Source organism: Streptococcus sp. Marseille-Q5619, from assembly GCF_946901205.1.
Lineage (GTDB): Bacteria > Bacillota > Bacilli > Lactobacillales > Streptococcaceae > Streptococcus.
In genome coordinates, this window is sequence record NZ_CAMPPO010000003.1 from 75,242 (window position 1) to 89,592 (window position 14,351).

A 14,351-nucleotide genomic window follows, 5' to 3' on the forward strand; every position below is an offset into this window, starting at 1 on the left:
CTTGATTACAATTTACCTGCTACTGCATCCAACAATTCTTGGATCTTAGCTTGGTTGCTTCCCCCTGCCATGGCCATGTCTGGTTTACCACCACCACGTCCATCGACGATTGGTGCTAATTCTTTGACAAGGTTTCCTGCATGAAGGTCTTTTGTCTTGCTTGCTACAAGGACATTGACTTTGTCACCGATAGCGGCAACTAGGACAAGAAGATCAGAGTAGTCTTTTTGTTTCCAGTTATCCGCAAAAGTACGAAGAGCACCGGCATCTGATACAGACACTTGACTAGCAATGTAACGGTGACCGTTGACTTCCTTAACATCCTTGAAGATGTCGCCTGCAGCTGCAGCTGCGGCTTTTTCTTTCAACTCAGCATTTTCTTTTTGCAATTGACGAAGTTGTTCTTGAAGTCCTTCTACTTTATGAGGTACTTCCTTGACTTGAGGTGCTTTCAAGGTTGCTGCGACAGCTTTAAGTGCGTCTTCTTGTTCACGATAGGCTTCAAAGGCTTCCTTACTAGTCACTGCTAAAATACGGCGAGTTCCTGATCCGATACCTTCTTCTTTGACTATCTTGAAGAGACCAATTTCAGAAGTGTTGCCAACGTGGGTACCACCACAAAGCTCGATAGAGTAGTCACCGATTGTAACAACACGGACTTCCTTGCCGTATTTCTCACCAAAGAGGGCCATCGCTCCCATTTCCTTGGCAGTGTCAATATCTGTTTCAACTGTCTTCACTTCAAGTGCTTCCCAGATTTTTTCATTGACTTGCTGTTCAATAGCACGCAATTCTTCTGCAGTTACTGCTTGGAAGTGGGTAAAGTCAAAGCGAAGGAATTCAACTTCGTTAAGAGATCCTGCTTGTGTCGCATGATTTCCAAGGATATTGTGAAGAGCAGCGTGAAGCAAGTGAGTCGCAGTGTGGTTTTTCATAACACGGTGACGACGATTTGTATCAATTGCCAAGGTATATTCTTGGTTCAAGGCAAGCAGTGCAAGGACTTCAACAGTGTGAAGAGCTTGTCCGTTTGGTGCTTTTTGAACATTAGTCACAGTAGCCACGACCTTACCTGACTCATCCAAGATTTGTCCGTGGTCAGCCACCTGTCCACCCATCTCAGCGTAGAATGGAGTTTCCGCAAAGATAAGAGAGGCAGTTCCTTCAGATACAGCTTCTACTTCTGCATTGTCAGCCACGATAGCTACCAATTTAGAAGACAATTGGCTAGCATTGTAGTTGAAGACACTTTCTACAGTGATGTTTTGGAGGGTTTCATTTTGCATACCCATTGAACCACCCTTGACAGCTGACGCACGCGCGCGTTCTTGCTGTTCTTTCATGGCTGCTTCAAAACCTTCACGGTCTACAGTCATACCAGCTTCTTCAGCGATTTCTTCAGTCAATTCAACTGGGAACCCATAAGTATCATAGAGTTTGAAGACATCTGAACCAGCAATGACAGATTGACCTTTTTCTTTCAAGTCTGCTACGATTCCTTGGGCAAAGTGTTGACCTGAGTGAAGGGTACGGGCAAATGACTCTTCCTCGCTCTTAACGATTTTTTCGATAAAGTCACGTTTTTCAAGCACTTCTGGGTAGTAGCTTTCCATGATTTTTCCAACGGTTGGAACGAGTTTGTAAAGGAAAGGCTCGTTGATACCCAATTTTTGACCATGCATAGACGCACGACGAAGGAGACGACGAAGGACATAACCACGACCTTCATTTCCTGGAAGGGCACCATCACCGATGGCAAATGACAAAGAACGAATGTGGTCTGCGATGACCTTGAAGTTCATGTTGTCGCCATCTTGGTCATAGACCTTACCAGACAATTTCTCTACTTCACGAATGATTGGCATGAAGAGGTCTGTTTCAAAGTTGGTCTTAGCCCCTTGGATAACGGCCACCAAACGCTCCAAACCAGCTCCCGTATCAATGTTCTTGTGTGGCAATTCCTTGTATTCGCTACGAGGAACAGCAGGGTCTGCGTTAAATTGTGATAAAACGATGTTCCAGATTTCGATATAACGGTCGTTTTCAATATCTTCTGCAAGCAGGCGAAGACCGATATTTTCTGGGTCAAAGGCTTCCCCACGGTCAAAGAAGATTTCTGTATCTGGTCCAGAAGGTCCCGCACCGATTTCCCAGAAGTTGTCCTCAATTGGAATCAAGTGACTTGGATCCACTCCCACTTCAATCCAGCGGTTGTATGAATCTTTATCAGCTGGATAGTAAGTCATGTAAAGTTTTTCAGCTGGGAAGTCAAACCACTCAGGGCTTGTCAAAAGCTCATAAGCCCAAGTGATCGCTTCGTCACGGAAGTAATCACCGATAGAGAAGTTCCCCAACATTTCAAACATGGTATGGTGACGTGCAGTCTTCCCTACGTTTTCGATGTCGTTGGTACGGATAGCCTTTTGCGCATTGGTAATACGTGGATTTTCTGGGATAATAGTCCCATCAAAGTATTTCTTAAGAGTTGCTACCCCAGAGTTAATCCACAAAAGAGTTGGGTCATTTACAGGAACCAAACTTACTGATGGTTCTACAGAGTGACCTTTGGTCGCCCAGAAGTCAAGCCACATTTGGCGTACTTGTGCACTAGATAGTTGTTTCATATTGTCTCCTTATTTACTTGTTTAATGTGATTGGCTTTCCAGCATTTCCACATAGTCAATCGCGACACAGAGAGAAATGACTAGGTCTGCATAAGCGTCCTCAAGGACTGTTACGTTATAGGTAGAGGTCAGATGGAAGAGTTCCTTTTTAATTTCTGCAATCAACTGATCGCGATCATCCAGCAATTTGAAATTCAAATCCCAGATATTGCCCTCGATACGAAGACCTAGATTATCAAACTCATACTTATCTCGCCAGAAGGTCAACTTCTTACGAATGACAAAACTCGAGCCATCCCGAAGCTGAATCTCAAAACGAGGAAGCAAGGTCAAGATTTCTTTACTGATCTGACTAACCTGTTCACCATTAGCATCATAGATGGTAAAAGTTTTGGGAATCTTAAAAAATGATCCCTCCACCTGATAGGCGATTTCTCCCCTGTCATCCTTGATAGCGAAGCGTTCGCCTCCAAGACGAAACTTTTGTTTGACAAGAAATGTTTTCATCAACACCTCCAAAAATCAAAAGACAAGCTCATATCACGAAGGGCGAAAAACCGCGGTACCACCTTCATTCAATGAACTTGTCATTCTCTTATTCTTATGCAATTGTATGATTGAGTAGCATGACTTTCTAGCTTAGATGGCTCGCAGCACCGCCATTTCTCTGGACTAAGACAACTGAAAATCAATTCTCAACTTCCTTATTATAACGTTTTTTTAAGCTTGCGTCAACTGGAAATGATTCCCATTTAAGAAACCCCATTCCCCACATCTCAGATTACTTTTTCAGGATATATTTTTTCTTACTGCCATTTTTCTTTTTATCCCAACTTTTATCCCAAGTTTTCGAATTGCTAAATATAGCTACGCAAATATTTGCAAATATAAAGTTTCCTATCACCAAATATATAGACTCAGTTGTTAGGTATTGTCGATCCAAACCATCCTTTAGATAAAATAGTATATATGTTTGCTGAACAGTCAAAAAGGTTGGCCAGAAACTTTTTTTGAAAAAAGTAGACATTTTCATTATTTGTTACCGCTTTCTGTAATGTTAAGCTTAGTATACTACTAGGCAAACAAATAAGCAACTAATACTCTTCGAAAATCTCTTCAAACCACGTCAACGTCACCTTGTCGTACTCAAGTACAGCCTGCGACTAGTTTACTAGTTTGCTCTTTGATTTTCATTGAGTATAAAATAGAAAATATAGGGCTGTAAAAACTGACTTCTATAAAAAAACGAACCAGCTTGACTGATTCGTTTTCGTACATTCTACTCCTACTTCCGATACATTTTAAATTGTAGGAAGAGGTCGCTATATTTTCCTGTCCATTTATGGTCAAATTTCTCATAAACTTCTAGGTGTTTCATGGTTTCAACATCGGGATAGAAGGCCTTGTCTTCTTTTGTTTCCTCTGGGAGCAATTCCTTAGCTGGTAGGTTTGGTGTTGAATAGCCCACATACTCCGCATTTTTAAGAGCATTTTCGGGTTTCAACATAAAGTTGATAAAGGCATAGGCTGCGTCTTGATTTTTGACTGTTTTGGGAATGACCATATTGTCAAACCAAAGGTTGCTGGCCTCTGTCGGTACCACATAGCGTAGATTTTCATTTTTTTCTAGCATTTGGCTGGCTTCACCAGAGAAGGTCACGCCGATAGCAGCGTTGTTCTGAATCATGTAGCCCTTCATCTCGTCCGCAACGATAGCCTTGATATTTGGAGTCAGCTTGTAGAGCTTATCCACTGTCTCTTCTAATTGCTGTGGATTTTTAGAGTTAAGGCTGTAGCCAAGCGAGTTAAGCCCGAGTCCCAATACCTCACGCGCCCCATCAAAGAGCATGATAGAGTTCTTATACTCTGGCTTCCAAAGGTCATCCCAATGCTCAGGCGCTTCATCTACCATGGTTTCATTGTAAACAATTCCTAAGGTACCCCAGAAGTAAGGGATGGAGAATTTATTGCCTGGGTCAAAGGACTGGTTGAGGAACTCTGGTCCGATATTTTCAAGACCTTCAAGTTTTGAATAGTCAAGCGGAACCAAGAGATCTTCGTCCTTCATCTTGTTAATCATGTATTCACTAGGAATGGCAATATCGTAGGTCGTTCCACCCTGCTTGATCTTGGTATACATGGCTTCGTTGGAGTCAAAGGTCTCGTACTGGACTTGGATTCCTGTTTCTTCCGTGAACTGCTCCAAGAGTTCTGGATCGATATAGTCTCCCCAGTTGTAGATAACCAGTTTTTGACTATCTCGGCTATTGATTTTACTATCGAGATGAGTCGCAATTCCCCATAAGACGAGGATAATGGCTGCAATTCCTGCTAAAAATGAATAGAGTTTTTTCATGCTTGCTCCTCCTTCTCACGTGAGATAAAGTAATATCCAACCACTAGGATAATACTAAAGAGAAAAACAAGGGCAGAAAGGGCATTGATTTCTAGGGAAATCCCCTTGCGAGCACGAGAGTAAATCTCGACTGACAGAGTTGAAAAGCCATTTCCCGTTACGAAGAAGGTCACAGCAAAGTCATCTAGCGAATAGGTGAAGGCCATGAAATAACCTGCAATGATAGACGGTGTCAGGTAAGGAAGCATGATTTCCTTGAACATCTGAAATTGACTGGCTCCCAGGTCATAGGCCGCATGAATCATATCCCCATTCATTTCCTTGAGTCGAGGCAAGACCATCAAGACCACGATAGGAATGGAGAAGGCTACGTGACTAGATAGAACGGTCAAAAAGCCAAGTGAAAACTTGAGTTGGGTAAAGAGAATCAAGAAGCTGGCACCAATCATAACGTCAGGCGCAACCATGAGGATATTATTGAGTGAAAGAAAGGCTTCTTGGTATTTCTTACGAGACTGGTAGATATAAATAGCTCCAAAAGTCCCGATAATGGTCGCAATCAAGGCTGACAGAAAGGCCAAGAAAAAGGTCTGAGTCACAATCAACATAAGGCGACCATCGCCAAACATGGTTTTAAAATGACTCAAACTAAAGCCTGTAAACCTGTTCATGTCGTTGCCTGCGTTAAAGGCATACCCAATCAGGTAAAAAATCGGCAGGTAGAGGACAAGAAAGACCAGTCCCAGATAAAGGTTGGCAAATTTTTTCATCGTTCTCTCCTTTCCTTGGTCACCCACATGGTGATGAACATGGTCAGGATGAGAATCACACCGATGGTTGAACCCATTCCATAGTTGTCATTGGTTAGGAAATTCTGTTCAATAGCCGTTCCCAGCGTAATAACGCGATTCCCACCAATCAAACGGGTTAGCATGAAGAGGCTCAAGCTGGGGATAAAGACCGACTGAACTCCACTTCTCACACCGTTCATAGACAGAGGAAAGATGACATGACGGAAAGTCTCCCACTTGGTCGCACCTAGGTCATAGCTGGCATTGATGAGATTGTTGTCCATATCATCCAAGACATTAAAGATTGGCAATATCATAAATGGAAGCTCGATGTAGCTTGCGACAAAGATAAAGGAGAAATCGGTAAAGAGCAACTGCTGTGAACCGATTCCGATAAATTCCAAGAATTGGTTAATAGAGCCATTTTGACCAAAAATTCCAATAAAGGCATAGGCTTTAAGGAGCAAATTGATCCAGGTAGGCAGGATAATCAGCATGAGCCAGAGTTGACGGTGCTTGAGACGGGTCAAAAAGAGGGCCGTTGGATAGCTGATAAGCAAGGTCACAAAGGTCACAATCCCTGCATAAAGCACTGAGTTGAAACTCATTTTTAGGTAGGTCAAGTTTTGTGACGTAAAGTAAGATTTATAGTTTTCTAAACTGAATTGTCCTTCAATATTGAAAAAGGATTGACCGAAAATCAAGACCAAGGGTGCCAATACAAACAGGGCAATCCAAAGCATGTAGGGCACTACAAAGAGTTTAGAGTTTGTTTTCTTCATCTCTTTCCTCCTCGATTGCATTGATCAGACCTGCTTCTTGCTCTTCGATTTCCACGTATTCTTCGATACGAGCATCGAACTCTTCTTCGGTTTCGTTGAGACGCATGATGTGGATGTCTTCTGGTTCAAAGTCCAGACCGATTTCCTCACCAACGATAGCCTTACGGGTCGAGTGAATCATCCATTCATTTCCGAGCTCGTCATAGGCAATAATCTCATAATGTACCCCACGGAAGAGCTGGGTATCGACCTTAACTTGGAGCTTGCCTTCTTCAGGAAGGGTAATCCGCAAGTCCTCTGGACGAATAACGACCTCAACAGGTTCATTTGGCTTCATCCCTCCATCGACCGCTTCGAAGCGTTTGCCGTTAAACTCAACTAAGTAGTCCTCAATCATGGTTCCTGGCAAGATATTTGACTCACCGATAAAGGTCGCAACAAAATGGTTAATCGGCTCATCGTAGATATCCACAGCTGTTCCAGACTGGACAATCTCGCCATCATTCATAACGAAAATCCAGTCACTCATGGCAAGTGCTTCTTCCTGATCGTGAGTGACAAAAACAAAGGTAATGCCCAATCGTTGTTGCAGTTCACGCAACTCATACTGCATGTCTGTTCTTAATTTCAAGTCCAACGCTGACAAAGGCTCGTCCAACAAAACCACACGGGGTTGGTTGATGATGGCACGGGCAATAGCCACACGCTGACGTTGTCCTCCAGAGAGTTTACGAATGGAACGTTTTTCATAACCTTCCAACTGAACCATCTTGAGAACTTCCGCTACGCGTTTCTCGATTTCTTTCTTGTCAATTTTACGCAAGCGGAGTGGAAAGGCAACATTTTCAAACACATTCATATGTGGAAACAAGGCATAGGATTGGAAGACCGTATGGACGTCTCGCTTGTTGGTTGGGATGTCATTGATACGGACACCATCCAGCAAAATATCTCCTGTCGTCGCATCCAGTAAACCTGCAATGATGTTAAGGATAGTTGATTTCCCTGAACCAGACGCGCCTAGAAGAGTATAGAACTTCCCTTCTTCCAACTCAAAGTTGATGTCTTTGAGAACCTTGGTGTTGCTGTCTTCAAAAACTTTAGAGACGTTTTTGAATTCAATAATTGGTTTTTTCAATTGTCATTTATTCCTTCTTTTTCATAGATTAACAGATCAGGGCTCTGTCAGGCCGCCACTACCTCGTGTAGGAGATTAAACTGCCTACATTCTTCTGCACTAACGATAGGCTTTCACCCCCTTTCCATGATATAGCAGCAGCTTCTCAACTACAGCTTCCTACTTGCTTTCACCTAAAATACGGACTTCTCTCTCAAGAGTAACGCCAGAGTGTTCCTTGACTTTTTCAATCACAGACTCAATCAAGTCTTCGTAGTCTTTGGCCGTTCCATCTGCGACATTGATCATAAATCCTGCGTGCTTTTCAGACACTTCAACACCACCGATACGATAGCCTTTCAAACCAGCTTCTGAAATTAATTGACCTGCAAAATGCCCGACTGGACGCTTAAAGACCGAGCCACAAGATGGGTATTCTAAAGGTTGCTTGAGTTCACGTAGGTGCGTCAAGCGGTCCATTTCCTGCTTGATAACCTGATGGGTTCCTGGGGCTAGGGCAAATTTAGCTGACAAGACAATTGCACCAGACTCCTGAATGGCTGAATGGCGGTAACCAAAAGCCAGATCCTTAGCAGACAGAGTCTCGATTTCTCCATCTTTGGTCAAGACCTTACAAGACTGCAAGATGTGGGCAATCTCGCCACCATAGGCACCTGCATTCATGAAAACAGCTCCACCGACGCTCCCTGGAATGCCACAAGCAAACTCAAAACCAGTCAAGCTATGACGGAGGGCAATGCGAGTTGTTTCAATCAAGTTAGCCCCTGCTTCAGCTTCGATGGTATAGCCATCAACGGAAACATTATTGAGCTTGTCACACAAGATGACAAATCCACGAATCCCACCATCACGAACAATGATGTTGCTAGCATTTCCAAGAACCATCCAAGGAATATTTTCTTGATTGGCAAATTTAACAAGGCGAGCCAACTCAAAACGATTTCGTGGAAAGACCAAATAATCGGCCTCTCCACCTACTTTTGTATAACTATAGCTATGCAAGGGTTCCTTAAAACGGATATCAATTCCTTCTAAGATTTCAAGCATTTTTTCTCTTACAGACATATCACTCTTCCTTTTACAAAATTCATTCCATTATACCATTTTTAAGACCATTTGACGACCCTAAAAAAATCTTAGGCTTATTTTAAACAAAAAAGAGGTTCCCCCCCTTTTTCTTATGATTTTTTGCAAAAGATTGCCTTTGTTCCATAGGCAACCAGAACGAGCTCTAGTGCTAGGACAACTTCCGCCAAGACTGGATTGGTCAGCCAGCCAACTTGGACTAGAGATGGTGCCAGATCAAAGAAGGCATGTAGGCCATAGGCTGCTAGGAGATAAATCCATTTCTTCTGGCGAACAGCTTGGTAAACCCAAACTGTCAAGAGTAATTGAAAACCTAGCGCCAAGATTCGCTCAAAACCAAGCAAATAAATCTGCCAGACCGATAGCGACTGGATAGTCTTCAACATATTTTCAGACAGTAATTGCATAACCTGTGGATTCTGCGTTTGAACTGCTGAGAGAACGATGTAGAGATTAAACAAACTAGCAAGACCCAGGAAAATTAATTCCAAGCCACCATGCCCCAGTCCATAGGCCAAGGCGTCTGCCTTTTCCAAACTTCTCTTTTTCTCCAACCATTTGAAGAAAATAAGACGAGCCGTTTCCTCAAAAAATGCTGCCATGGCTAGGCCATAGAGGATATAGACAAGCGGATAATCTTGCAAAAGGGCAATACTGCCGTCCTTTTGAGGATGCAAAACCAAGATATGCACCAGTTTTTCCAAAATCTGTGAAGAGACAAAGAAGGCGACAGCCCCCAAGCCCAAGACAGCTAGATTAATCTGGTATTTCTTTTTGGCATACCAAATGCTCCCTATCAAGAAAGCCAGCAACAGCACCATGGTAATGATAATATGAATGGTCATTTTCTTCTCCTATTCCGCCTTTTCAATATCTTTTTTCATCTCGTCAACATTGAACTTAGCAAACAAATATTGACGGTCTTGGACTGGGAAACGTTGGTCCAATTGGTCAACAGCTCCCACCTCAATAATGCCTTCCTTGATAACAAAGTCCATGACATGTCCACCGAAGGTCAAGTCATCTGAAATGAAGTGTAGATGATAGCCTGCCACACTGACCCCATGGAAAATCTCAGGCGTCCAGAAACCAACGATGGTTCCCGCCACATTGTCACGACTATATTCAGGTTGATGGGTTGCGACATCAGCAAACTTGGTATCTGGTGTCGACTTGGGAATCATGCGCACATGCATATGCGAAAATTCCCCCCGAATCTTGATAGAGCGGAAAAGATTTTCCCCGTCATAATAAGACTCGATTCGCTCTTCCAATTCCTTGTCTGTCATCTCAAACCGCTGGCGGAAAATGACCTCTGCCTGATGCGGTACCACTGCTGCGTAAGGAATAAGGGCATCTGGTGACACTTCCACAATCTCTGGTTGCTCTCCTGATCCTTTAGCCTGATAGGCCTTGCCATCCAAGACAATCAATTCTCCATCAATGGAATCCAAGGTTCCCAAACCAAGATCACCATGCTCTAGCAATTCTCCCACTGTCATGGTACCACCATAAAGGCCAGCCATCAAGGCTCCAAGGGTATTGTATTGAAATAATTTCACTGGTTCCTGCACGTTCTTATCCATTCACTTTCTTGTCTGTTATTCTATAAATCTTACTCCTAAGTATACCACATTTGCTCCTAGATGTGAACGAGAGAAACACTCTAGACATTGCCAAGAAGGAAAAAAAAGGGTACAATGTAACAAAATCAAGGGAGGTCTGGAATGAAGAAACAAAGCAAGTACCAAGAGGTTGTTTCCTATCTGAAAAATAGTATCGAGTCTGGACGATTTCCGACGGGAAGCCGCCTGCCTTCTATTCGTCAACTGAGCCTTGACTTTCACTGCAGCAAGGACACCATTCAACGAGCCCTGCTGGAATTACGGCACGAACAATACCTCTATGCCAAGCCCCAGAGTGGTTACTATGTCCTAGAACAAGGGCAACACCAGGACCTAGAAATTGAGGTTACGGACGAACACGCCAGCGCCTATGACGATTTCCGACTCTGTGTCAATGAAACCTTAATTGGCCGGGAAAACTACCTCTTCAACTACTATGACAACCAAGAAGGATTAGAAGACTTAAGACAATCCATTCACCAACTCCTCTTTGACCAAGCCCTCTACTGCAAGGCTGACCAACTGGTACTGACCTCTGGAACCCAACAAGCCCTTTTTATCCTTTCTCAAATTTCCTTTCCTAGCCAAGCCAAGGAAATCTTGGTGGAACAACCGACCTACCATCGAATGAATCGCCTCTTGATTGCTCAAGGTCTGGACCATCAAACGATTGAACGAGGCATTGATGGGATTGACTTGAAGGAGCTGGAGCGACACTTCAAGACAGGAAAAATTAAGTTTTTCTATACCATTCCTCGATTTCACTATCCTCTAGGCCATTCCTATTCAGAGCAGGACAAACGGGCTATTCTTGACTTAGCTGCCAAGTATAGTGTCTATATCGTAGAGGACGATTATCTGGGTGATTTGGACTCCAAGAAGGGCCAAACCTTCCACTATCTGGATACAGAAGAGCGCGTCATTTATATCAAGTCCTTCTCAACCAGCCTCTTTCCAGCCTTGCGGATAACAGCACTCATCCTTCCAAATGCTATCAAGGAAGCCTTTGTGGCCTACAAAAATATCCTAGACTACGATAGCAACCTCATCATGCAAAAGGCCTTATCACTCTATATCGACAGTCAATTATTTGAGAAAAATCGTCTGGTTCGCTTGTCCAATCAGGAAGCTCACCAGAAGCAAATCGAGGAAAGACTAGCTAACACTCCTTGTCCCCTTCCTCATTATCCCCTTCACGATGGTTTATTACTAGACCTGAGACAATATCCTAAAATTGCTAGTCTCAAACACAGCCAACTGGGCTTGGATTTCTTTGAAGAGGCCTATTTAAGCACCTGTCCTTATCAATTTGCCAAGGTGTCCTTAGACAATCTGGAAAATGTTTTAGACTATTTAAAAGCAGAATTGGACTGACTTCCAACTCTGCTTTTTCTTATACTCTTCGAAAATCTCTTCAAACCACGTCAGCGTCGCCTTACCGTAGATATATGTAACTGACTTCGTCAGTCTTATCTACAACCTCAAAGCAGTGCTTTGAGCAACCTGCGGCTAGCTTCCTAGTTTGCTCTTTGATTTTCATTGAGTATTATTCTTCAATTTCTGTTAGGCTTGCTGCCTTTTCAAGATATTTTTGGTAGGTACCGTCATCCTTGAGTTTTTGGATGACCTTGTCCACCACTTCTTTCAAATCAGCACTATTTTTTCTAAGGGCAACTGCATTGGCTTCGCCGTCCTTCATCTTCAAGCTAACAGTTGCGACAGCTAGGTCTGTATTTTTAGCAGCATAGCTAAGAGCAACAGGCTCATCCATATGAACGGCATCTACTTTTCCAGCCTGTAACTCATTGACAGCTTCACCCATATTAGTTAGGGAAGTCAATTGAGCTTTTGGCAATTGTTCCTTGACCATAGCTTCTGGAACAGTCCCTTTTTGGGCTGCAATATTAGCACTTTCAAGGCTAGTTAAATCCTTGTATTTTTCTACATCAGCCTTACGAACCAAGAAACTAATCTTGTTTTCATAGTAAGGGATTGAAAAATCAAAGACTTCTTTTCTCTCGTCAGTAGCGCTAATTCCCGCAACCGCTAGATCAGCCTTACCTGTTTGAAGACTAGTCAAGACATTGTCAAAACTCATGCTTGAGATTTCCAACTTAACCCCAAGTTCATCAGCGATAGCTTGGGCCATATCAATGTCCGCACCGACTACCTGGTTTTTTCCGTCAACCAATGATTGGAACTCAAAAGGTGCATAGTCAGGACTAGTCGCCACAACTAATTTCCCCTTTTGCTTAATGGCCTCAACAGCTGACTGAGAACCATTAGAACCCGACTGGCAAGCTACTAAGAAGAAACTTGCAAGAAAACTACATAAAACAAATATCCATTTTTTTGATTTCATAAATAAACAACCTCTCTGTTAATTTTGTATAATTATAACGCTATCCAAGTTACTTGTCAAGTGTTTTTTGAATTTTTATCTTAAAAATATTTTTTTCATTCAAGAAAAGGAGCTATCAGTTGATTTCAAGCTCCTTTTTATACAGAATGAATCTGTTTTATAGTTCGACAATCTTGCCTGTTTCAAAGTAAACAACCCATTCACAGATATTCTTGGCATAGTCTCCAATACGTTCCAAGAAGGCAATCACTTGGAAGTAATCACGACCTGTAACAATGGCATCAGGATTTTTCTTGATTTCTTCTGTAGCCAAGTCACGAATGCTATCAAAGTAATGGTTGATTTTTTCATCCATGGCTGCTACTTCATAGGCCTGGTCTACTGAACCATTGAGATAGAGTTCAAGGGCTGCTTCAACGAAGTTCTTGACATCGCGACCCATTCTCTTGATTTCTTCTTCAACAGCTGGGATGCGTTGCTCCCCCTTCATACGAATTGCCGCCTTGGCAATGGAAACGGCATGGTCCCCCATACGTTCCAAGTCAGATACAGCCTTCAAGACTGTCAAAACAGTACGCAAATCTTGAGAAACGGGTTGTTGAAGGGCAATCATTTCAAATGATTTCTTCTCCAACTTCACTTCGTATTCGTTTACTTCTGCATCGTCTTCGATGACTTCCTTGGCCAAATCACGGTCGTGCGTAACAAAGGCACGCACTGTACGATTGATTTGGGATAGCACTTCTTGTCCCATAGCGTAGAACTGGTTGTGCAATTTCTCTAAATCTTCTTCAAATTGAGAACGTAACATCATTTATCTCCTTATCCAAATTTTCCTGAAATATAATCTTCTGTTTCCTTGTGTTGTGGGTTTAGGAACATCTTCTTGGTATCGTTAAACTCAATCAAATCTCCATCAAGGAAAAATCCTATCTTGTCAGAGATACGAGAGGCTTGTTGCATGGAACGCGTAACCAAGAGCATGGTGTATTTATCTTTTAGACCATACAAGGTTTCCTCAATCTTACCAGCCGAGATAGGGTCCAAGGCTGAAGTCGGTTCATCCAAGAGAATGATTTTAGGACTGGTTGCCAAGACACGGGCAACACAGACACGTTGCTGTTGTCCACCTGAAAGACCGATAGCTGAATCATGCAGGCGATCCTTGACCTCATCCCAGATAGAAGCTCGTTGTAGGGCTTTTTCTACCGCTTCATCCAGAACCTGCTTATCCTTAACTCCATTGATACGAAGCCCGTAAACAACATTTTCGTAGATAGACATAGGGAAAGGGTTCGGTTGTTGAAAGACCATACCGATTTCCTTACGCAATTCAACCGTATCGGTACGTGGACTGTAAATGTTGTGGCCGTTGTAAACCACCGAACCAGTTGTAGTCACCTCTGGATTGAGATCCCCCATGCGGTTGATAGCCTTGAGAAGAGTTGACTTCCCTGATCCAGATGGACCAATCAAGGCTGTAATTTCCTTAGGTTGGAAAGATAGGGAAACACTATTCAAGGCCTTCTTTTGATTGTAGTAAACGGACAGGTCTGACACCTGTAAAATCGCTTCTGTCATACTGTT

Annotated in this window: 14 protein-coding genes; 1 reads left to right on the forward strand and 13 read right to left on the reverse strand. The window is 42.9% G+C overall.

Annotation, left to right across the window (positions count from 1 at the left end):
- Positions 1–5: 5 nt before the first annotated feature.
- The 10 genes from alaS to budA all read right to left on the reverse strand — a co-directional run bounded on the left by alaS (position 6) and on the right by budA (position 10,363).
- A complete protein-coding gene (alaS, locus tag OC530_RS05145; RefSeq protein ID WP_262080173.1) occupies positions 6–2,624 on the reverse strand; it encodes an alanine--tRNA ligase in 2,619 nt (872 codons plus the stop codon).
- A 21-nt stretch (positions 2,625–2,645) separates the two neighbouring features.
- Positions 2,646–3,131 carry an LURP-one-related/scramblase family protein gene (locus OC530_RS05150; RefSeq protein WP_033688504.1) on the reverse strand — a complete coding sequence of 162 codons (486 nt, stop codon included), beginning with the start codon at positions 3,129–3,131 and terminating at the stop codon, positions 2,646–2,648.
- 274 nt (positions 3,132–3,405) lie between these two features.
- Positions 3,406–3,657 carry a hypothetical protein gene (locus OC530_RS05155; protein ID WP_054385332.1) on the reverse strand — a complete coding sequence of 84 codons (252 nt, stop codon included), beginning with the start codon at positions 3,655–3,657 and terminating at the stop codon, positions 3,406–3,408.
- Positions 3,658–3,909: 252 nt separating this feature from the next.
- Positions 3,910–4,980, reverse strand: coding sequence for an ABC transporter substrate-binding protein (locus OC530_RS05160; protein WP_262080179.1), 1,071 nt, complete (start codon positions 4,978–4,980; stop codon positions 3,910–3,912).
- Positions 4,977–5,750, reverse strand: a complete 774-nt coding sequence (locus tag OC530_RS05165; RefSeq protein ID WP_084929727.1) for an ABC transporter permease — start codon at positions 5,748–5,750, stop codon at positions 4,977–4,979. The genes OC530_RS05160 and OC530_RS05165 overlap by 4 nt, the downstream gene beginning before the upstream one ends.
- Positions 5,747–6,553, reverse strand: coding sequence for an ABC transporter permease (locus OC530_RS05170; protein WP_262080182.1), 807 nt, complete (start codon positions 6,551–6,553; stop codon positions 5,747–5,749). Before OC530_RS05170 ends, OC530_RS05165 begins: the two co-directional genes overlap by 4 nt.
- The gene (locus tag OC530_RS05175; protein ID WP_262080183.1) at positions 6,534–7,691 is read right to left on the reverse strand and encodes an ABC transporter ATP-binding protein; all 1,158 of its coding nucleotides are present in this window, start codon (positions 7,689–7,691) and stop codon (positions 6,534–6,536) included. Before OC530_RS05175 ends, OC530_RS05170 begins: the two co-directional genes overlap by 20 nt.
- Positions 7,692–7,850: 159 nt before the next feature.
- A complete protein-coding gene (murB, locus tag OC530_RS05180; RefSeq protein WP_050240975.1) occupies positions 7,851–8,756 on the reverse strand; it encodes a UDP-N-acetylmuramate dehydrogenase in 906 nt (301 codons plus the stop codon).
- Positions 8,757–8,869: 113 nt separating this feature from the next.
- Positions 8,870–9,622 (reverse strand): YhfC family glutamic-type intramembrane protease, encoded by a 753-nt coding sequence (locus OC530_RS05185; protein WP_262080186.1) that lies wholly within the window; start codon positions 9,620–9,622, stop codon positions 8,870–8,872.
- 9 nt (positions 9,623–9,631) lie between these two features.
- Entirely contained in the window at positions 9,632–10,363 is a 732-nt protein-coding gene (gene budA, locus OC530_RS05190) for an acetolactate decarboxylase (protein WP_000360311.1), read from the reverse strand.
- Positions 10,364–10,504: 141 nt separating this feature from the next.
- Here budA and OC530_RS05195 point away from each other — a divergent pair, with 141 nt between their 5' ends.
- A complete protein-coding gene (locus tag OC530_RS05195) occupies positions 10,505–11,776 on the forward strand; it encodes a PLP-dependent aminotransferase family protein (RefSeq protein ID WP_173214087.1) in 1,272 nt (423 codons plus the stop codon).
- A gap of 172 nt (positions 11,777–11,948) precedes the next feature.
- Here the strand turns inward: OC530_RS05195 and OC530_RS05200 are convergent, their stop codons facing one another.
- From OC530_RS05200 to pstB, 3 genes are all read right to left on the reverse strand, one after another.
- Positions 11,949–12,764 (reverse strand): ABC transporter substrate-binding protein, encoded by an 816-nt coding sequence (locus OC530_RS05200; RefSeq protein ID WP_173214085.1) that lies wholly within the window; start codon positions 12,762–12,764, stop codon positions 11,949–11,951.
- Between the two features lie 157 nt (positions 12,765–12,921).
- Positions 12,922–13,575, reverse strand: a complete 654-nt coding sequence (gene phoU, locus OC530_RS05205; protein ID WP_000946458.1) for a phosphate signaling complex protein PhoU — start codon at positions 13,573–13,575, stop codon at positions 12,922–12,924.
- 11 nt (positions 13,576–13,586) lie between these two features.
- Entirely contained in the window at positions 13,587–14,345 is a 759-nt protein-coding gene (pstB, locus tag OC530_RS05210) for a phosphate ABC transporter ATP-binding protein PstB (protein WP_173214083.1), read from the reverse strand.
- Between the last annotated feature and the right edge of the window lie 6 nt (positions 14,346–14,351).